Origin of the sequence: Pseudoduganella sp. LjRoot289 (genome assembly GCF_964252925.1) — a bacterium.
Classification (GTDB): Bacteria; Pseudomonadota; Gammaproteobacteria; order Burkholderiales; family Burkholderiaceae_D; genus Rugamonas.
The window spans coordinates 1,806,815-1,826,991 of sequence record NZ_CAXUPN020000001.1; the positions used below are offsets into that span (position 1 = coordinate 1,806,815).

The 20,177-nt window shown below is 67.1% G+C and carries 17 protein-coding genes; 11 read left to right on the forward strand and 6 right to left on the reverse strand.

What is annotated here, in order from left to right; genetic code table 11:
* Positions 1-2 precede the first annotated feature (2 nt).
* The 5 genes from ACSQ8Y_RS07795 (at position 3) to ACSQ8Y_RS07815 (ending at position 6,522) form a co-directional block, all read left to right on the forward strand.
* A complete protein-coding gene (locus tag ACSQ8Y_RS07795) occupies positions 3-1,757 on the forward strand; it encodes a M23/M56 family metallopeptidase (RefSeq protein WP_436265877.1) in 1,755 nt (584 codons plus the stop codon).
* A 69-nt stretch (positions 1,758-1,826) separates the two neighbouring features.
* Entirely contained in the window at positions 1,827-3,926 is a 2,100-nt protein-coding gene (locus ACSQ8Y_RS07800; protein ID WP_436265878.1) for a TonB-dependent receptor plug domain-containing protein, read from the forward strand.
* A 156-nt stretch (positions 3,927-4,082) separates the two neighbouring features.
* A complete protein-coding gene (locus ACSQ8Y_RS07805; RefSeq protein WP_436265879.1) occupies positions 4,083-4,655 on the forward strand; it encodes a transcriptional regulator in 573 nt (190 codons plus the stop codon).
* A complete protein-coding gene (locus tag ACSQ8Y_RS07810; protein ID WP_436265880.1) occupies positions 4,652-5,770 on the forward strand; it encodes a sensor histidine kinase in 1,119 nt (372 codons plus the stop codon). The genes ACSQ8Y_RS07805 and ACSQ8Y_RS07810 overlap by 4 nt, the downstream gene beginning before the upstream one ends.
* Entirely contained in the window at positions 5,767-6,522 is a 756-nt protein-coding gene (locus ACSQ8Y_RS07815) for a LytR/AlgR family response regulator transcription factor (protein WP_436265881.1), read from the forward strand. Before ACSQ8Y_RS07810 ends, ACSQ8Y_RS07815 begins: the two co-directional genes overlap by 4 nt.
* 9 nt (positions 6,523-6,531) lie before the next feature.
* Here ACSQ8Y_RS07815 and ACSQ8Y_RS07820 read toward each other — a convergent pair whose 3' ends face one another.
* From ACSQ8Y_RS07820 to ACSQ8Y_RS07835, 4 genes are all read right to left on the reverse strand, one after another.
* Positions 6,532-7,023 (reverse strand): hypothetical protein, encoded by a 492-nt coding sequence (locus tag ACSQ8Y_RS07820; RefSeq protein WP_436265882.1) that lies wholly within the window; start codon positions 7,021-7,023, stop codon positions 6,532-6,534.
* Between the two features lie 107 nt (positions 7,024-7,130).
* A complete protein-coding gene (locus ACSQ8Y_RS07825) occupies positions 7,131-7,568 on the reverse strand; it encodes an NUDIX domain-containing protein (protein ID WP_436265883.1) in 438 nt (145 codons plus the stop codon).
* Between the two features lie 10 nt (positions 7,569-7,578).
* Positions 7,579-8,061, reverse strand: coding sequence for a DUF1854 domain-containing protein (locus tag ACSQ8Y_RS07830; protein WP_436265884.1), 483 nt, complete (start codon positions 8,059-8,061; stop codon positions 7,579-7,581).
* Positions 8,051-10,333: an ABC transporter ATP-binding protein gene (locus ACSQ8Y_RS07835; protein ID WP_436265885.1), complete on the reverse strand. Its 2,283-nt coding sequence runs from the start codon at positions 10,331-10,333 to the stop codon at positions 8,051-8,053. Before ACSQ8Y_RS07835 ends, ACSQ8Y_RS07830 begins: the two co-directional genes overlap by 11 nt.
* Positions 10,334-10,535: 202 nt before the next feature.
* Here ACSQ8Y_RS07835 and ACSQ8Y_RS07840 point away from each other — a divergent pair, with 202 nt between their 5' ends.
* The 4 genes from ACSQ8Y_RS07840 (at position 10,536) to ACSQ8Y_RS07855 (ending at position 16,363) form a co-directional block, all read left to right on the forward strand.
* Complete coding sequence (locus ACSQ8Y_RS07840; protein WP_436265886.1) at positions 10,536-12,701, forward strand: cyanophycin synthetase; 2,166 nt, start codon at positions 10,536-10,538, stop codon at positions 12,699-12,701.
* Between the two features lie 52 nt (positions 12,702-12,753).
* Positions 12,754-15,324, forward strand: a complete 2,571-nt coding sequence (gene cphA / locus ACSQ8Y_RS07845; RefSeq protein WP_436265887.1) for a cyanophycin synthetase — start codon at positions 12,754-12,756, stop codon at positions 15,322-15,324.
* A gap of 62 nt (positions 15,325-15,386) precedes the next feature.
* Complete coding sequence (locus tag ACSQ8Y_RS07850) at positions 15,387-15,752, forward strand: MmcQ/YjbR family DNA-binding protein (RefSeq protein WP_436265888.1); 366 nt, start codon at positions 15,387-15,389, stop codon at positions 15,750-15,752.
* A 68-nt stretch (positions 15,753-15,820) separates the two neighbouring features.
* Complete coding sequence (locus tag ACSQ8Y_RS07855) at positions 15,821-16,363, forward strand: DUF488 domain-containing protein (protein ID WP_436265889.1); 543 nt, start codon at positions 15,821-15,823, stop codon at positions 16,361-16,363.
* Between the two features lie 26 nt (positions 16,364-16,389).
* Here ACSQ8Y_RS07855 and ACSQ8Y_RS07860 read toward each other — a convergent pair whose 3' ends face one another.
* Together ACSQ8Y_RS07860 and ACSQ8Y_RS07865 are read right to left on the reverse strand one after the other, a co-directional pair.
* Positions 16,390-16,827 (reverse strand): hypothetical protein, encoded by a 438-nt coding sequence (locus ACSQ8Y_RS07860; protein ID WP_436265890.1) that lies wholly within the window; start codon positions 16,825-16,827, stop codon positions 16,390-16,392.
* A gap of 6 nt (positions 16,828-16,833) precedes the next feature.
* Positions 16,834-17,928, reverse strand: a complete 1,095-nt coding sequence (locus ACSQ8Y_RS07865; protein WP_436265891.1) for a LacI family DNA-binding transcriptional regulator — start codon at positions 17,926-17,928, stop codon at positions 16,834-16,836.
* A gap of 201 nt (positions 17,929-18,129) precedes the next feature.
* Here ACSQ8Y_RS07865 and ACSQ8Y_RS07870 point away from each other — a divergent pair, with 201 nt between their 5' ends.
* Together ACSQ8Y_RS07870 and ACSQ8Y_RS07875 are read left to right on the forward strand one after the other, a co-directional pair.
* The gene (locus tag ACSQ8Y_RS07870) at positions 18,130-19,386 is read left to right on the forward strand and encodes an Hsp70 family protein (protein ID WP_436265892.1); all 1,257 of its coding nucleotides are present in this window, start codon (positions 18,130-18,132) and stop codon (positions 19,384-19,386) included.
* Entirely contained in the window at positions 19,386-20,060 is a 675-nt protein-coding gene (locus ACSQ8Y_RS07875) for a 3'-5' exonuclease (protein WP_436265893.1), read from the forward strand. The genes ACSQ8Y_RS07870 and ACSQ8Y_RS07875 overlap by 1 nt, the downstream gene beginning before the upstream one ends.
* Positions 20,061-20,177 lie beyond the last annotated feature (117 nt).

A 20,177-nucleotide genomic window follows, 5' to 3' on the forward strand; every position in this document is an offset into this window, starting at 1 on the left:
GCATGCTGCCGCTGACCTCCCTGATTGCTACTCCCGTATTCTTGCTCGCCAGCGCCACTTGCCTGGCTGCCGGCGGCCTGGCGTGGGCGTTGTTGAAACTGGCTGAACGCGTGTGGCCCGGCATCGCCGCCCAGCGCGCGGTATGGTTGCTGGCGCAGTTCGCCGTCGCAGCGACGTTCGCACTGGCGCTGCTGCCGCGCGATCCCGAATTGAGCATGGTACCGCCGATTGAACTGGCCCGGCCGGCGCAGCGCGCTGCGGATTCGGCTGTCGGTCTGCAAGCGTCCGTCGGCGTGCTGAATCGCATCGGCCTGGACGCCGGACCGGATGGCGGCTACGGCGATGCGGACCTGGATGCCGCCGGCGCTGCTGTGGCGCCGCCCTGGCTGGTGCTGATGTCGCAAGCCTGGCTGGCGTGCTATGGCGCGGGCCTGCTGTATGCCGCTGCGCGCTGGGCCGGCGCCCAGCGTGCCTTGCGCGGCTTGCTCGGAACTGCGGACCGTCTGGGCGGCCCTGCGCTGCGCATGCATGCCGGGTTCGCGGACGAGCTTCCGTATCGCGGCCCGCCGGTACTGGAAACGGATGCGCCGGTGTCGCCCATGCTGGTGGGTTTGCTGGCGCCGCGCCTGCTGCTGCCGGCGCACCTGGCCAGCTTCGACGCGCAGCAACAGCAGCTCATCATCGCCCACGAACTGACGCACTGGCGCCGCCGCGACCATTTGTGGCTGCATGTCAGCCTGCTGCTGGAGACCGTGTTCTGGTTCAATCCCGCGGTGCGTTTGCTGCGCGTCAAGCTGAACTGGGCACAGGAATTGGGCTGCGACCAGCAGGTGCTGGCGGGCCGGCCGGCGCAAGAGCGGCAAAGCTACGCGGCGGCGCTGGTGGCGCAGCTGAAACTGCAGCACGCCATGATGCCGGGCGCATATCCGACGTCGGCGTTCGGCGGAGCCGGGCTGGCGGCGCTGAGCGCGCGCATCAAGCTGATCCGGTCCTACGGAACGGCGCGCAGTCTGGGTGCGCTGGGCAAGACTTTGATGGGCGGCAGCCTGCTGGCGCTGCTGGCGGGCAGCGTGCTGTTGCAGCCTGCGTTCGCATGGCGTAGCACGGCGCCGGCGCCAGCGGCAACGCTCGGCGACGGCGCGGTAGCGCTGGCCGCCCCCGGTCCCGGCGGTCCTGGCGCCCTGGAACGAAGGGGCGCTGCGCAAGCTGATGCCGGTTCGGCTAGCGGTCTCGCGGGCGCCGATGGCCTCGACGGCGCGCAGGCCGATGAGGTCGGGACGGCGGACGGCTGGCGCTGGCCAGCTTGGCGCGCACCGTTGGAACCGGCGCGGGTGAGCAGTTTCTATGGCCGCCGTCCCAAGCCGCTGCCCTCGAGCAGCGGCTTCCACGCGGGAATCGACTTCGCGGCGAAGCGCGGCACGCCCGTGCTCGCGCCAGCCGCCGGCACGGTGCTGCAATCGACCGCGCTGTACGACGGCCAGCCGAAGTACGGCCAGGTCATCGTGATCGATCACGGCAACGGCCTGCGCTCCATGGTCGCCCACCTTGACCGCCGCTCGGTGCGCGCCGGCGACAGCGTCGCCGCCGGCCAGGAGATCGGTTTGTCCGGCGCCAGCGGCCGCGTCACCGGTCCCCACCTGCACCTGGAAGTGCTGCGCGACGGCGAACACGTCGACCCGGCGCGGCTGATAGCCAAACTGGACGACAAGGCCTTCCCATCCGCGCTGCGCGCGCGCGCGGCGGCCCTGGCCGACTGATCCCACTGCTTTAGTACGAAGTCCATGCCCGCGCGGCAGGACTTCGCACGTCCCTATGACTGGAGAAAAATGAAATTACGATTGTGCGCACTGGCCATCGCCATCGCCTTCCCCGCAGCCAGCCTAGCGGCGGACGGGGAAGTGCTGAAGATCGAAGTGAGCGGCGCCAAAGCGGACCTGCGGCGCGAAGAAACCGCGGCGTCCATCGTGGTGGGCAAGGAGGAACTGCTGCGCCAGGGCGACCGCACGCTGGCCGACGCGCTCAAACGCGTGCCCGGCGTCAGCGTCGGCAAGGGCGGCGAGTTGCGGATGCGCGGCCTGGGCAACGGCTACACGCAGGTGCTGCTGAACGGCGTGGCGGTGCCGCCAGGCTTTGCGGTGGACAGCCTGGCTCCTGAGCTGGTCGAGCGTGTCGACATACTGCGCAGCGCGTCGGCCGAGCTGGGAACGCAGGCCATCGCGGGCAGCATCAACATCATCCTGCGCAAGAGCGCGCCGCGTGCGCGGCAGGAGGCCAAGCTGGCGCTGGATGCACTGTCCGGCGAGCGCTCGCCGTCGCTTGCATGGCAGGCTTCGGACAAGCGCGATGGCTACGCCTACACGGTGGCCACGGCTGCCAGCCGGACTACGCTGCCGGCATCGCGCCGCTTCGAGGAGACCTTGGCCGATCCCGACGGCGGTCTGCCTTTGCTGCGCATGACATCGGAGCGTGAGTACAACGTGGCCAGGGCCGCCAGCATTGCGCCGCGCTTCACCTGGAACCGGGGCGGCGACACGCTGGCGTCCCAGTCTTTCCTGAACCTGTATGAGCGCAGCAACGGCTTTGTGGCGCACGAGTCCGCGCTGGCCAGCGCGCCGACGCAGTTTCCGGACAGCGGACGGCATGTCGATTTGCGGGGTTTTTTACTGCGCAGCGATTTGTCCTGGCAACGGCCAATGGAGCATGGCGCGCGGCTGGAGGCCAGGCTGGGCGGCACCTGGAATCCGCGCAGTTCGGACTTCGAGTTCCACTCGCTGGCGGACGGCGTCCGTTCGCCGGACCTGAAAGCGGTGCATTCCGACATCCGCGAACTGGGCGCCACCTTCAGCGGCAAGTACCAGCTGCCGCTGGGCGGTGGCCGTTCCGCCAGCCATACCCTCGCGCTGGGATGGGACGGAGGCTACACGACGCGCTCGCAAACCCGCGTGGAACAGGACCGCACGGTCGGCATGGATTACGACGAGCGCTATCGCGGCAGCATTGCGCGCGCGGCCTTGTTCGCGCAGGACGAATGGGAGATCGCCCCGGCCTGGTCGCTGTCTGCCGGCGTGCGCTGGGAAGTCGTGGAGACCGAGGTGGCCACGCGCGGCCAGGGCGCCACTGCGCAACGCTCGCCGGTGCTCAGCCCCGTGCTGCAGACGCTGCTCAAGTTGTCGCCGCAGCGCCAGATGCGCCTGGCGCTGGCCCGCACCTTCAAGGCGCCGGCCATGCAGGAACTGATCCCGCGCCGCTACACCGTCGACAACAACAACAGCGCCACCAATCCTGACAATGAGGGCAACCCTGCGCTGCGGCCGGAACTTGCCTGGGGACTGGACGCGGGGTACGAGCAGTATTTCGGCAAGGAGGGCATGTTCAGCGCCAGCGCCTACGCGCGCCGCATCGACGACGTCACTTTGCCGCTGCTGTTCCGCGACCGCGATCGCTGGGTCGTCACGAAGGCTAACCAGGGCAGGGCGCAGGCGTACGGGATTGCGCTGGAAGCGAAGGGGGAGTGGATGCCCGGCTTGTCGCTGCGGGCCAACCTCGCGCGCAACTGGTCGCGCGTGGCCAGCGTGCCGGGCCCGGACAACCGGCTGGACCGCCAGGCGCCGCTGAGTGCGAACGCGGGCTTCGATTACCAGGCGCTGCCCGCGCTCAAAGTGGGCGTGGACCTGAACTATCAGCGCGGCGCAAACACCCGGGTGTCGCTGCGGGAGGCGTCCGGCACCGACAGCGTGCGCAAGCTGGATTTATACGCTACCTGGCAGTGGAGCGCGGCCACCCGGCTGCGCATCGGGGCCGCCAACCTGCTGCGCCGGGACGGCGTGGAACTGCAGACCTATACCGACGCGGCGGGCGTGCGGCGCGTGCTGACGCGCACGGACAGCGCACCCACACTGCGCGCCAGCGTGGAACGCAACTGGTAGCAGCGCCGCTTCATCGTTGCGCTTCATCGTTGTTATCGGTGTTTTAGGGCGTTTGTCGCGGGGCCGGGCGCGCTCGTCGCATGCTTGCCAAAAATGGATCGGAATTAGGCAAAGTGGCTGCCATGACAATTTCGTCATGCCATGGGAGAATGCAGCATGAAACCTCATTTCGTTATTTCGGCCGCACTGGCCGCCGTGTCCGTGCTGGCGCTGGCGCAGCAGCCCGCAAGCTTGCCGGAACCCTGGATCGTGGCCGGGGAGTCGCCCAAGATGTACGAGGCCGGCATCGACCTGGACGGCAGCGCGAGCGGCAGCAAGGGCGCCAAATACCTACGGCAAGCGAAGGGCGACGGCAGCAGCTGGGGCACGCTGATGCAGCAGTTTTCGGCGGAAGCCTATCGCGGCAAGCGCGTGCGCTTCCAGGCCGACGTGATGACGCACTCGGTCAGCAAATGGGCCGGGCTGTGGATGCGGGTGGACAGCCCGGCCAAATACAGTTCATCCTTTTATAACAGCCAGGACAAACCGATGAAGGGCACCATGGTGTGGGAACGCCGCAGCGTGGTGCTGGACGTGGCGGAGGACGCGACCGCCGTGTCGCTCGGCGTGATCAGCGCAGGCACGGGCGAGACCTTTATCGACAAGCTGAGCGTGGAAGTCGTCGGCAAGGACGTGCCGGTGGACGTGTTCCCGGCCCGCCGCGCCTTACCGCAAGGCCCCAGCCTGTGACGGTGGCGCTGCCATTTGCTGCCGGCGAACTGGGACCGGCCCCGGCCTTGCGCCGGCTGGCCGGATGCAACGCCCGCCAGGCCAGCGCCAGCGCCGCGCTGGTGCTCGCCCTGTGCGGTCTGGCGTGGCAGCGGCATGCTTATTCCTGGCTGATCCTGTTCGCTGCCCTGCTGGTGGCGGCGGCGCTCGGCCTGGCGCTGTTGCAGCTGGTGCGTCTGGTGCTGTCGGTCCAGCCGGCGTCGCCCGACGGCGGCTGGGGCTGGGCCTGGGGTGGCTTGCTGGCCGCGCTGGCAGCCGGCGCCGGCGGCGCAGCGCTGGCCTATCGCGGCCTGGCGGCGCTGTTGTCGCTGCACAGCCTTGGCGGCGGGCAGGTCTTCGGCAGCGCGCTGGCCTTCGGGGCGCTATTGCTGGCGCTGCCGCTGATGGTGTCGCGCCGGCAGTCGCAGGCGCTGCATCTGGCGGCGCTGAGGCAGGCGGCGCTGTCGGCGGAGCTCAAGTCGCTGCAGGCACAGGTGGAGCCGCATTTCTTGTACAACACGCTGGCCAATACGCGCTATCTTGCGCGCCACGAGCCGGCCAAGGCGGTGGAGATGCTGGACCATTTGATCGCCTATCTGCACACGGCGCTGCCGGACATGCGCACGACCGCGTCCACCTTGGGGCGCGAGTGCGAGCTGGCCGAACACTATCTGGCGCTGATGGCGATCCGCTTCGGCGAGCGCATGTCCTACCAGGTTGAGTGCCCGGCCGGACTGGCGCAGGCGGCCATGCCGCCGCTCATGCTGATGTCGCTGGTGGAAAACGCGGTACGGCACGGCGTTGAGGCCAAGCCGGGCCCGGTGCTGGTGCGCGTGGGCGCCGAGCAAGTCGATGGCAGCCTGCGGGTGCTGGTGGCCGACAGCGGCGCGGGACTGGCCGAGGCGGTGTTCGGCAGCGGCGTCGGGCTGCGCAATGTGCGCGAGCGCCTCGCTGCGCAGTATGGCGGGGCGGGCGGCTTCGAACTGCGCACCGGCGTCGCGGGGCACACTGAAGCGGAACTGCGCTTGCCGCTGGCGTGGACGGAAACAGTCCCCGCGAGGCGAGCGAAAGCGGCAGCGGCGGGAGGGGTGGCTTGAGCGGCTATCCGGCATTGCGCCCCCGCATCCTGATTGCCGACGACGAGCCGCTGCTGCGCGCCGAGCTGCGTGCGGCCTTGAGCCAGATCTGGCCGGAGGCCGAACTGGTGGCCGAGGCGGCCGACGGTTTCGAGGCGCTGCGCCTGGCGCGCGAGCTGGCGCCGGATGTGGCATTCCTCGACATCCGCATGCCCGGCCTGAGCGGCCTGGAACTGGCGCGCACATTCGGCATGCGCACCCACGTGGTGTTCGTCACCGCTTACCACGAGCACGCGGTGGCGGCCTTCGACGAGGGCGCGGTCGATTACGTGCTGAAGCCGGCGGACCCGATCCGGCTGGCGCGCTGCGTCGCCCGCTTGCGCGAGCGGCTGCGCCAGCCGCCGCCTGACCTGACCAGGCTGATGGCGCGCCTGCAGCAGAAAGCTGCCGCGCCGGCGTGGATACAGGCGTCGATCGGCCAGACCATCCATTTCATCGATCTGAGCGAGGTGGTGTACTTCACGGCCGAGGCGAAGTACACGCGGGTGGTGACCGACCGGCTGGAGGCGCACATCCGCACGCCGCTGAAGGAGCTGGCGGACACGCTGGACGATGCGGGGTTCTGGCAGATCCACCGCAGCCACGTGGTGGCGGTGAAGCGCATTGCGGCGGCCAGCCGCGATGGCGACGGGGCGCTGTGGCTGGCGCTGCGGGGGCACGATGCGCGCCTGCCGGTGAGCCAGCGCTACCAGCACCGCTTCAAGGGCATGTAGCGGCGCCGCCTAGACGGCGAACTGCTGGCTTTCGGCTGAGCTGCGGCGGTATTTGCGCTTGCGCGAGATAGGGTCGCGCGCGTACAGCAGGATGCCGGAAACGGCCGCCGTCGCCATGCCGAGCGCGGCCAGTCCCAGCAGGGCCGGGTCAAGCTCGTCGCTGGTGCGCAGCGGGTAGGGGCCGTAGGGGTCGTTGGCGGCCAGATCCGGATCGTTGCGGGGCAGATGCAGCCGGGCCGCGAGGGCGTCGTTGTCGTGGACTTTGGAGAAGCCGTGCGCGGTCAGATAGCCGTTGCTGAAGCTGTTGGCAGCGAGGAAGGCGGTATCATGCTGCTCCAGCCATTCCAGCCCGGTCGCTTCGGCAGGTTCGGCGGGTGCCGCCAGCGGTATCGGCAGTAGCAGCGGTATCGGCGGCGCCACCTCGGCGCGCAGCGGTGCCGCTGCCGCACACAGCAAACCGATAGCCAGCAGCAGCCGGTGGGCGATTGATGTAGGGCGCATGGCTTCCTCCGATGCTGTTTTCGAGGCACATTGTTGCCTCCAGCTACCATGCTATTCCAGTCGGCAAGACTAAGCAATCGAAGTTAATATTTGTTGCTTTTAGGATACTAGGTGGAGGCCGCTTGCGGCGGCTGGCTGCTGAGCTTGTGGGCCCATTCCAGCACGGCGCGTACGCGCGCGCCCAGCAGTGCGCGGGCCTCGTCCACGTCGACCCAGCGGAACTCGTCGTGCTCCGGGAAGCCCAGTTCGGCGCTGACGCCCAGCACCACGTCGCGCGTGGCGCTGACCGCCAGGTAGTAGCGCGCGACTTTGCCGTCTCCATAGGGCGCGGTCTCGATGAATTCTTCGCCCCAGGGGAAGTCCAGGTCCCTGAGCGAGGCTTCCTCTTCGATTTCCCGCTGCGCCGCCAGGAAGGGCGATTCGCCCGGCTCGACCATGCCCTTGGGGAAATCCCAATACTGGAAGCAGCGCATCAGCAGGTAGCGCCTGGCGTCGCCGGCGCCGTGCAGCACCACCGCGCCGGCCGAGAGGGATTTCTGTTTCATTTTTGCGTCATCAAAGGAAACGGTCCAGTATTTTCTTGCTGTGCTTGTCCAGCTCGTACTGGTTGCGTATCAGGAAGTGGATGCCGTGATTGTCCGACACCAGCAGCGACTCGCTGCCGATGCGGCGGATGTCCTCCTCGCCGCGCAGCACGAATTCGGTCGGGCCGCGGTTGGTCTCCACGCTCCAGGTGCACGGCGTGGCGTAGCTGGTGACGGCCTCGATGCGGGTGATTTCGGGCATGAATTCGCGCCCCTGCAGTTCCTCGTGCACCAGCGCGGCGTTGGCCGGCGACAGATCCGCGAAGCTGTCTATCCACGCGATTTCCTTGCCGTCGGTGCTGACCAGGGAGATGCCCCGGTCCGGCGCCTGGATAGGAAAGGCGCGCACCGGCGCCACGTTCTCGTGCACCGCGCCGGCGGCATCGGTCAGGTTCAGGCGGCCGAAGCTGTCGCGCGCCAGCGTGAAGGTGTGGGTGATTACATCAGTCGTCATGTCGTTTTCCTGGGGAGTCGTCGAGGTCGGTGTCGACGTTGCGTGCCTGTGCCATGTAGAGGCGGTAGTAAGCGCCTTCGGCGGCCATCAGTTCATCGTGGCCGCCTTCCTCGACCACGCGGCCGCGGTCCAGCACCACCAGGCGGTCGGCCTTTTGCAGCGTGGACAGGCGGTGCGCGATGGCGATGGTGGTGCGGCCGGTGACCAGGTTGTCGAGCGCCTTCTGGATTTCCTTCTCGGTTTCCGAGTCGACCGAGGCGGTGGCCTCGTCCAGGATCAGGATGGGCGGGTCGATCAGCAGCGCGCGGGCGATCGAGATACGCTGGCGTTCGCCGCCGGACAGGCCCTGGCCGCGCTCGCCGACCATGGAGTCGTAGCCCTGCGCCAGGCGCAGGATGAATTCGTGCGCGTGGGCGGCGCGGGCGGCGGCGATGATCTGCTCGCGGGTCGCGTCCGGCTTGCCGTAGGCGATGTTCTCGGCGATGGTGCCGAAGAACAGGAAGGGCTCCTGCAGCACCAGGCCGATGTTGCGGCGGTAGTCCGACACGCCCAGCGTGCGGATGTCCACGCCGTCGAGCAGGATGGCGCCCTCGGTGACGTCGTAGAAGCGGCAGATCAGGTTGACCAGCGTGCTCTTGCCGGAACCCGAGTGGCCCACCAGGCCGACCATTTCGCCGGCCTTGATGTTGATGCTGATGCCGCGGTTGACGGCGCGGTTGCCATAGCGGAAACCGACTTCGCGCAGCGCGATATTGCCCTGCACCTTGCCCAGTTTGACCGGGTTGGCCGGTTCGGGCACGCTGGACACGTGGTCCAGTATGTCGAAGATGCGCTTGGCGGCGGAGGCCGACTTCTGCGTCACCGAGACGATGCGGCTCATCGAGTCCAGGCGGCCGTAGAAACGGCTCGAATAGGCGACGAAGGCGCTCAGCACGCCGACCGTGATGTGCGATTTCGACACCTGGTAGATGCCGAACACCCAGATCACCAGCAGGCCCAGTTCGGTCAGGAAGGACACGGTGGGCGAGAACAGCGACCACACCTTGTTCAGCTTGTCGTTGACGGCCAGGTTGTGGCGGTTGGCGACGCGGAAGCGGCCCGCCTCGCGCGATTCCTGGGCGAAGGCTTTGACCACGCGGATGCCGGGGATGGTGTCGGCCAGCACGTTGGTGACCTCGCCCCACACGCGGTCTATCTTCTCGAAACCGGTGCGCAGGCGGTCGCGCACCAGGTGGATCAGCCAGGCGATGAAGGGCAGCGGCAGCAAGGTGATGGCAGCCAGCCAGGGGTCGATCGAAACCAGGATGACGCCGGTCATGATGATCATCAGCACGTCGGAGGCGAAGTCCAGCAGGTGCAGCGACAGGAACACGCAGATGCGGTCCGATTCGCTGCCGATGCGCGACATCAGGTCGCCGGTGCGCTTGCCGCCGAAGTATTCCAGCGACAGCCGCAGCAGGTGCTCGTAGGTCGTGGTGCGCAGGTCGGCGCCGATGCGCTCGGACACCAGGGCCAGCACATAGGTCTTGCCCCAGCCCAGTATCCAGGCCAGCACGGCCGAACCGAGCAGTCCGCTCATATACATGGTCACCAGGCCGGTGTCGACCGGCTTGCCGCTCTGGTAGGGGATCAGCACATTGTCCATCAGCGGCATGGTCAGATAGGGCGGAATCATGTGCGCGGCCGTGCTCAGCAGCATGAGCAGGAAGCCGGCCAGCAGCGGCCAGCGGTAGGGCGCGGCGAAGCGCCACAGGCGGAACAGGGTCCAGGTCGACGGCGGCGTGTGGACCACCTTGGTGCAGATCGGGCACTCGTCCTGGTCCGGCTCGAGCGGCGCCTTGCAGCTCGGGCAGACGTGCTCGTCGTCCCGCACGACAGGCTTGCCGCTCACGTGGCTGTCGCGCAGCGCATTGAACTTTTCGGCCAGGCGGATGGCCAGCAGGTTCTGGCCCAGTGTGAAGCGCCAGTTGGCCAGGCGGCCTTGTTTGTTGAATAACTCCAGGTGGCCGACGCCCGCGTGATCGTGCAGTTTCAGCGTCAAATCCTGCTCATAAGGCCAAGATTGCCATACCGTTTCCCCCGGCGCGCGTGCCATAATGCGGCGCTCGGAGACGAGCACGAGCCCCTTGGAAAAATGAAGTCGCGCATCGAGGTCAACCTCCAGGGCACTTGAAACGTTTTCCCCTGTGGCAAGTTGTAGTTGCACCTCGGCACGCCATACTTGCGGTAGTTCCGTATAGCTGAGTTCCGAGGAAAGCGGTATTGTTATCATTGTGCAACGTACTCCAGTGCGGGCTTTGCCAAGTGGCAATGAAATTGAAACGGTGGGAAAATAGCAGGCGAGCAGCGCCGTATGAAAGCGTTTATTTACGGTATTCTGTCAGCTATCGGCCATTTGACGAAATTAAGAGGGGGACCGCCGAGGGCGGCCTGCTTTTGCGGAAGTATACCGCAAGAGGTACAAGAGCAAAAACATGACAAAGAAGAAAGACATTGAATTTCTCCGTGTAACACATCTGCGCGGACCGAATATCTGGACCTATCGCCCGGTGATCGAGGCCTGGCTGGATATTGGCGAGCTGGAAAATTTCCCCTCTGACAAAATCCCCGGACTGTACGAGCGCCTGACGGCGCTGCTGCCCCACCTGGTCGAGCACCGCTGCGGTGTCGGCGAGCGCGGCGGCTTCAACGAGCGCCTGCGCGACGGCACCTACGCCGGCCACATCCTCGAGCACGTGGTGCTGGAGTTGCAGAACCTGGCCGGCATGCGCACCGGCTTCGGCAAGACCCGCCAGACCTCCGAACACGGCGTGACCTACAAGATGGCCTTCCGCACGCGCCAGGAGCAGGTCGGCCGCGCCGCCCTGGCCGCCGGCCGCGAACTGCTGATGGCCGCCATCGAGGACCGCCCCTACGACGTGGCCGCCACCGTGGCCAGCCTGACCGACATGGTCGAGTCGCTGTGCCTGGGTCCGAGCACGGCCAACATCGTCGACGCCGCCACCGACCGCAAGATCCCCTCGATCCGCCTGACCGACGGCAACCTGGTGCAACTGGGCCACGGCTCGCGCCAGCGCCGGATCTGGACCGCCGAGACCGACGCCACCAGCGCCATCGCCGAGGGCATCGCCAGCGACAAGGATCTGACCAAGAGTTTGCTGGCCTCGGCCGGCGTGCCGGTGCCCGAGGGCGAACTGGTGCGCAGCGCCGAGGAAGCCTGGGAAGCGGCCGAGGACATCGGCCTGCCGGTGGTCGTCAAGCCCTACGACGGCAACCACGGCCGCGGCGTGACCCTGAACCTGACCACCGAGGCCGACGTGCACGCTGCCTACGCGCTGGCCGCGCGCAAGGGCGGCAGCAAGAGCGTCATCGTCGAGCGCTTCATCGCCGGCGACGAGCACCGCCTGCTGGTGGTGGGCAAGCGCCTGATCGCGGCCGCCAAGGGCGAGTCGCTGTGGGTGACCGGCGACGGCCAGCACACGATCAAGCAATTGTGCGACCTGCACATCAACATCGACCCGCGCCGCGGCGAGACCGAAGGTTCGCCGCTGGGCCTGATCAAGCCGGACGTGGCGGCCGAGATCATCCTGGAACTCCAGCGCCAGAGCATGACGCACGCGTCCGTGCCGGCCGCCGGCCACAAGGTGCTGATCCAGCCGAACGGCAACGTGGCGGTCGACGTCACCGACCTGGTGCACCCGGACACCGCCGAGATGGCGACCCTGGCGGCGCGCGTGATCGGCCTGGACATCGCCGGCATCGACATGGTGGCGCAGGATATTTCGCGTCCGCTGGAAGAGCAGGGCGGCGCCATCATCGAAGTCAACGCCAGCCCCGGCCTGCTGGCCCACCTGAAGCCCGCCGAGGGCGGCCAGCCGCGTCCCGTGGGCGCCGCCATTGTCGACCAGCTGTTCGCCCATGACGACAGCGGCCGCATCCCCGTGGTGGGCGTGGCCGGCCAGCGCCATAGCGCGCTGATCGCCAAGCTGACCGCCTGGCTGCTGCAGGTGAGCGGCAAATCGGTCGGCCTGAGTTGCGAAGAAGGCATCTACCTGAACGGCCGCAAGGTGCCGCGCGGCCCGTTGTCGGCCTGGGAATCGGGCCAGCGCCTGCTGCTCAACCGCAATGTCGAAGCGGCCGTGTTCCACAACGGCAGCCACATGATCCTGACCGAAGGCCTGGCCTACGACAAATGCCTGGTCGGCATCGTCACCGACACCGGCGGCCACGAGGCGCTCGGCGAGTTCTATATCAGCGATGAAGAGGATATGTACCGCGTGATGCGCACCCAGGTCGACGTCGTGCTGCCGGACGGCGCGGCGGTACTGAACGCGGCCGAGCCGCAAGTGGTGGAGATGGCCGAGCTGTGCGACGGCGCCGTGATTTTCTACGGCCTGGACGAGGAACTGCCGGCCATCGTCGAGCACCGCCAGGACGGCGAGCGCGCCGTGTTCCTGCGCGCCACCGGCTACGTGCTGGCGGCCGGCGCCAACGAAGTGGCCATCCTGCCGCTGTCCTGCAAGCCGGCCGGCCAGGCCGGTAACGAGGAAGCCGTGCTGGCCGCGATCGCCGCCGGCTGGGCGTTGGGCCTGGAGCCCGGGCTGATCGCCGCCGCGCTGCGCACCTTCAAGGCGAACTAAAAATTATCGCTGGCATACAATAAAAAAGACATCACCACACAGGATACAGGTAATGGAAGTTATTCGCATCCGCGCGCTGCGCGGTCCCAATCTTTGGAGTCACCACACGGCTGTCGAAGCCATCGTCTCCTGTTCGCCGGAAGAAGAGAACATCGACAAGCTGCCAGGCTTCGAAGTGCGCCTGCGCGCGCGCTTTCCGGGGATCGCCGCGCTGCAGCCTATCGGCCACGACGACGCGATTCCGATGGCGCACGTGCTGGAACTGACGGCCCTGGCGCTGCAGGCCGAAGCCGGCTGCCCGGTGACCTTCAGCCGCACCACGCAGACGCTGGAAACGGGCATCTACCAGATGGTGGTGGAATACACCGAAGAAGAAGTGGGCCGCCTGGCGGTGGAGCTGGCCGAGCAGCTGATCAAGGCCGCGCTGGATGACGCGCCGTTCGACCTGCCCGGCGCGCTGGCGCAGCTGCATGACCTGGACGAGGACGTGCGCCTCGGGCCGAGCACCGGCGCCATCGTGCACGCGGCCGTGGTGCGCAACATCCCCTTCAAGCGCATGACCAAGGGCTCGATGGTGATGTTCGGCTGGGGCTCGCGCCAGCGCCGCATCCAGGCCGCCGAGATGGATTCCACCGGCGCCATCGCCGAGACCATCGCGCAGGACAAGGAACTGACCAAGAAACTGCTGGACGCGGCCGGCGTGCCGGTGCCGCACGGCCGTTCGGTCGAGGACGAGGAAGACGCCTGGAAGGCCGCTTGCGAAGTCGGCGTGCCGGTGGTGATCAAGCCGAAGGACGGCAACCAGGGCAAGGGCGTGACGGTCAACATCACCACCCGCGACCAGGTCAACAAAGCCTTCGCCGCCGCGCGCGAATTCCGCGACGACATCCTGGTCGAGCGCTTCCTGCCGGGCCACGATTTCCGCCTGCTGGTGATCGGTAACAAGCTGATCGCCGCTGCGCGCCGCGATCCGCCCCACGTGGTCGGCGACGGCGTGCACTCGGTGCGCGAACTGGTTGACCTGGTCAACGCCGACCCGCGCCGCGGTTCCGGCCACGCCACTTCGCTGACCAAGATCCGGTTCGACGACATCGCCCTGGCGCGCCTGGCGCTGCAAGGCTACGAAGCGGACTCCGTGCCGCCCAAGGGCCAGCGCGTCACTTTGCGTAATAACGCCAACCTGTCGACCGGCGGCAGCGCCACCGACGTCACCGACGACGTGCACCCTGAAGTGGCGGCGCGCGCGGTGGAGGCGGCGCAGATGATAGGCCTCGACATCTGCGGCGTGGACGTGGTGTGCGACAGCGTGCTGCAACCGATCGAAGCGCAGGGCGGCGGCGTGGTGGAAGTCAACGCCGCGCCCGGCCTGCGCATGCATCTGACGCCATCTTACGGCAAGGGCCGTCCGGTGGGCGAAGCCATCATCTCGGCCATGTTCCCCGACGGCGAAGACGGCCGCATCCCGGTGGTGGCGGTGACCGGCACCAACGGCAAGACCACCACCGTGCGCTTGATCGCGCACCTGATGGCATCGAGCGGCCTGCGGGTCGGCATGACCAACACCGACGGCGTCTACATCAACGGCCGCCGCACCGACAGCGGCGACTGCTCCGGCCCGCGCAGTGCGCGCAACGTGCTGCAGCACCCGGACGTGGACGCGGCCGTGTTCGAAACCGCGCGCGGCGGCGTGCTGCGCGAAGGCCTGGCCTTCGACCGCTGCAAGGTCGCCGTGGTGACCAATATCGGCGCGGGCGACCACCTGGGCCTGAACTACATCACCACCGTGGAAGACCTGGCGGTGCTCAAGCGCGTCATCGTGCAAAACGTGGACAAGAACGGCGTGGCCGTGCTGAACGCGATGGACCCCATCGTCGCCGCCATGGCAGCCACCTGCCGCGGCAAGGTGACCTTCTTCGGCGCCGACCGCGAGCACCCGGTCATCGCCACGCATCTGGCGCAAGGCCGCCGCACCGTCTACATCGAGGACGGCCAGCTGATCGCCGCCGAGGGCAAGCACGCCGAAGCGGTGGCATTGTCCGAAGTGCCGATCACGCGCAACGGCGCCATCGGCTTCCAGGTCGAGAACGTGATGGCCGCCGTGGCGGCGGCTTGGGGTGCGGGCATAGCCTGGGAGGCTATCCGCAAGGGCCTGGCCACCTTCGCCAACGACAGCGACAACGCGCCCGGCCGCTTCAATATGTTCAGCTACAAGGGCGCCACCGTCATCGCCGACTACGGCCACAATCCGGACGCCATGCTGGCGCTGGTGCAGGCAGTGGACGCGCTGCCGGGCAAGCGCCGCTCGGTGGTCATTTCCGGCGCCGGCGACCGCCGCGACGAAGACATCCGCCAGCAGACCGAGATCCTCGGCCGCGCGTTTGACGACGTGCTGCTGTACCAGGACCAGTGCCAGCGCGGCCGCGCCGACGGCGAAGTCGTCGCGCTGCTGCGCCAGGGCCTGGCCGATGCGCCGCGCACCAGCTACATCGACGAGATCAACGGTGAATTCATCGCCATCGATACCGCGCTGGCGCGCTTGCAGCCGGGCGACTTGTGCCTGGTGCTGGTGGACCAGGTGGAGGATTCGCTGGCCCACATCGCCAAGCGCGTGGCTGAAGCCTGAGCCGTTTTGTGTTCCGGTAAAACCCGCCGCGTGCGGGTTTTATTTTGCCTGGCGGAGAAAACATGAATACTAAACAACTAAAAGCCTACTGCGCGCGCTTTCCCGGGGCCGTCGAGACGTTGCACGGCGCCCCCAGCAACATCCTCGTCTACAAACTGGGCGACAAGACATTCGCCTACTTCAAGACCAGCGAGCCCGAGCAGTGGCGCTTCAGCTTCCGGGCCAGCCCGGACCGTTTCCTCGAGCTGACCGGCATGCCCGGCATCAAGCCCGCGCGCTACATGGGCCGCTTCCACTGGGTCACCATCGTCAACGTCCAGCAGTTCCCGGAGGACTATTTGACCGAGCTGGTGCAATGGTCCTATGACAAGGCCATGTCCTCGCTCAGCAAGTCCAAGCGCATTGCAGCGCTGGCACCGCAAGCCTGAGGCCGCGGACATCCGGGTATGCTGCCGGACGTGCGCTTCGCGCTCCGCGTCCATGCCAGAATACGCGTATGAAAGGGGAACTCGTCTGCACGATAGGCCATTCGAACCGCTCTATCGAAGAGTTCATCGAACTCTTGCGACAGAACGGCGTCGCCTGCCTGCTCGACATCCGCACAGTGCCGAAATCGCGCCATAATCCGCAATTCGGGCAGGACCGGCTGCCAGCCTCGCTGGCCGAAGCCGGCATCGAATACCGCTACCTGCCCGGCCTTGGCGGGCTGCGCCGCCCACGCAAGGATAGCCCGAATGCCGGCTGGCGCAACGTGTCGTTTCGCGGCTACGCCGACTATATGCAGACCGGCGAGTTTGCGGCCAACGTCGACGCGGTCGTCGAACTGGGCCGCAGCAGGCCCTGCGCGCTGATGTGCGCGGAAGCCGTGCCGTGGCGCTGCCACCGCTCGCTGGTGGCCGACGCTTTGCTGGTGCGCGGCGTGCCTGTCGACGACATCATCGATGCCCGCCAGCGGCGCCCGCACAAGCTGACGCCCTTCGCCCGCGTCGACGGCTTGCGCATCACCTATCCGGCGGAGCAGCCGGCGCTCTCCTTATGAGCTCGGCGTGAGCGCCAGGTCCAGGCCTACAGCCGCTGCCAGACCTGCAGCAGCCCCGCCAGATGCAGCACCCCGATGAACAGGCAGACCGCCGAGCTCCAGTACCAGAAGCCCATGCTGCGTCCCAGGTCGATGTTCAGCATGGCCAGCGGCAGGAAGGCGAGGCCGCGCAGCAGGTAGATGCCGGTGATCGCGGCCATGACCCAGCGCATCAGCGGCAGGCTGAAGGCCGCGCCGGCAGCGGCGAAAGCGTAAAGCGACCATCCTGCCAGCACCAGCACGATGATGGAGGTAATGACCGTCGGCAGCAACTGGCCGGCCGCCGCCATCCTGGCCATGTGCTCGCCCGCGCCGAAAAAGCGATACCACTCCGCGCCGAACACGATGCACCCCATGTGCGCCAGCGCGGCCGTCGCGCTCAGCAGGGCGGCGGTGACCAGGAAAGGGTTCATCAGCTCGTTCATAGGGCCTCAGGCGGCCAGTTCGATGCTGGCGGGCGGGGTGAGGCGCGCGGTGGCGCCCTCGATGAACTGCGGCGCGAACATGCGCTTTTCGGCGGCGCCCTCGCTGCATTCCATCAGATTTTGCAACAGTTCCGCGGCAGCCGCAGCCATTTGCTGGATGGGCTGGCGCAAGGTGGTTAAATTATAACTGAGCCAGTTGGACGGCTCGACCGCGTCGAAACCTGCCACCGACAGCTGCTCCGGCACTGAAATGCCCAGTTCGTGCCGTGCGCAGTCCAGGCAGCCGATGGTCATCATGTCGCTGCCGCAGAGGATGGCGTCCGGAATGCTCCCGTTGCCGCGCGCGATGATTTCGCGCAGGCCCAGCTTGCCGCTCGCATAGTCGAACGCACCTCGCACGATCACCGGTGCCGGCAGTCCCAGTTCGGCCAGCTGTTCGCAGGCGCCGCGCCGGCGTTCGCTGGCCACCGTGTTGTCCTGCTCGCCGTCGATGATGCCGAACAGCCGGTGTCCGGCCGCCGCCAGGCGCGCCGCCAGCGCGCGGCCGGCCTCGTACTGGTCGCAGGCCACGGTATTGGCGGCCTGGCCACGCGGGTTGCGGTTGAACACCACCAGCGGCAGCCGCCGCCGCCCGAATTCGGCCACTTGTCCGTCACTCAAGGTGGCTGCCGCGATAACGCCGTCGACCTGGTATTGCCAGACGTCGTTCAGCACGGCTTCCAGCTCGCTTTCCTCCTGTAGCGTGAACAGCAACACGCGCTTGCCACGCCGCCCCACTTCTCTGCTCAGCTCAGACAGCGCCTCGGGGTAATATAGATTGGCGAGGTTGGAGATAATCACCGCCACCATATTGCTGCGCCGCGTGATCAGGCTGCGCGCGGCCGCGTTGGGGATGTAGTCGAGCCCGGCCGCCGCCTTCATCACGCGGGCATAGGTTGCCTTCGATACGCTGGCGCCCGGTTTGAAACAGCGCGACACGGCCGACTGCGAGACGCCGGCCACCAGCGCCACGTCGTAGGACGTGACGCGGCGGTTGTCGCGCAGGATGGCGGCCTTGTGGTCGGCGAGGGTGAGTGCGGGCTCAGGTTTGATTGTTCTCATTATGTCTCGGCCCACGCCATGCTTGTATATAGTTGTTTCTCGAGGATATCGTACAGTCTTACTCAATGGCAATAATTTTGCCCGCAAACGGCCGGCAAGTGTCGTTAAATCGGCGCAGGATGGTTGTCGCTGCGGGCCGGTAGCCGGACTGGGCGGTTTCTGGTAGACTACCGCCCCTTTAGAATTAACTGGAAAACAGACATGGCCATAGCTTGCGGAGTCGATTTTGGCACGTCCAATTCCACGGTCGGCTGGGTGCGCCCGGGCCACGCCACCATGCTGGCACTGGAAGACGGTAAAGCCACCTTGCCCTCGGTGGTGTTCTACAACGCGGAGGACGAGGAAGTGACGTTCGGCCGCGCCGCGCTGGCCGAGTACCTGGCCGGCTACGAGGGGCGGTTGATGCGTTCGCTCAAAAGCCTGCTGGGCACGAGTCTGATCGACGGCCAGACCGAAGTCGGCGGCCGCGCGCTGCCGTTCCGCATGCTGCTGGCCAACTATATCGGCGAGGTCAAGAAGCGCGCCGAGCAGGCCGCCGGCCGCCAGTTCACCTCGGCCGTATTCGGCCGCCCCGTCTATTTCATCGACGACAACGCCGCCAACGACCAGCTGGCCGAGGATACGCTGGCCGAGATCGCCCGCTCGGTCGGCTTCAAGGACATTGCCTTCCAGTTCGAGCCCATCGCCGCCGCCTTCGACTATGAGTCGCAGATCGATCGCGAGGAACTGGTGCTGATCGCCGACATCGGCGGCGGCACCTCTGACTTCTCGCTGGTGCGCCTGTCGCCCGAACGGGCGAAAAAGGCCGAGCGGCGCGACGACATCCTGGCCACCGGCGGCGTGCACATCGGCGGCACCGACTTCGATAAATACCTCAGCCTGTCGGCCGTGATGCCGCTGCTGGGCTATGGCAGCCAGCTCAACAACAACAGCGAAGTGCCGTCGAGCTACTTCTTCAACCTGGCCACCTGGCACACCATCAACCTGGCTTACACCAAGAAGATGTGGACCCAGTTGTCCGAGCTGGTGCGCGACGCGCGCGAACAGGACAAGCTGGGCCGCTTGCAAAAGCTGATCGACCAGCGCGCCGGCCACTGGCTGGCGATGAAGGTGGAGGAGGGCAAGATCGCGCTGTCCGGCGCCGAACACGTGGCGCTCGAACTGGACCGCCTGGCGCCTGCCGTCACGCTGGACCTGAGCCGCGCCGGCTTCGACAGCGCCATCGGCCACCTGGTCGGCTCGGTCGAGCAGACGGTGGGCAAGATGCTGGCCGACGCGGGCGTCAAGCCGGAGCAGGTCGATACCGTGTTCTTCACCGGCGGTTCGAGCGGCGTGCAGTCGCTGCGCGAGAAGATCGCCGCCGTCGTGCCCTCCGCGCGCAAGGTCGAGGGCGACCTGTTCGGCAGCATAGGCGCCGGCTTGGCGCTGGACGCGGTGCGCAAGTTCGGAAACGCGTGATGGCCGTCTACAGCAAAGCGATCGTCATGATCGACTTCGAGACCACCGGCTTGTCGCCCGACATGGGCGACCGCATCACCGAGGTGGCGGCAATCCGCATCGTCGACGGCCGCATCACCGAGCGCTATGTCTCGCTGATCAACTGCCAGGTGCGCATTCCCTCCTTCATCACCGGCCTGACCGGCATCACGCAGCAGATGGTCGACGGCGCGCCGCCTGTGGCCAAGGTGCTGCCGGAACTGCTGGAATTCATCGGCGCCGACGCCTTGGCCGCCCACAACGCCAGCTTCGACGAGAAATTCCTGCGGGCGGAGGCGGCCCGCCTGGGCCTGGCGCCGGCGCACCAGGGCACGGTGTGCTCGCTCAAGCTCGCGCGCCGCGTGTTCCCGGCGCTGGGCAGCTACAAGCTGGGCCAGCTGTCCGGCCAGCTTGGCATCCGCTTCAAAAGCGCGGCCCACCGGGCCGAGTCGGATGCTGAAGTGGCGGCGCAAGTGTTGTTGCATATCGGACAGCACCTGGGCGACAGTTATGGGATCACCGAGGTCGAGCCGGAATTGCTGCTGTCGATCAACAGGCTGGCGGCCGCCAAGGTGCACGCCTATCTGCTCAAGCACGCCGGCGGGGCAGGCGGCGGTGCAGGCGGCGGGGTAGCCGGATTACGCACGGCGCGCTAACCCGCCCCAGGCGTTAGCCGTAAGCCGCCAAATCAGCCCGCCGGAAGCGAACTCGGCGGGCTTTTTTTCGTCCCCGTCCTTGCAATTTGCAATGACGATTGAGCCGCATCAAACGCG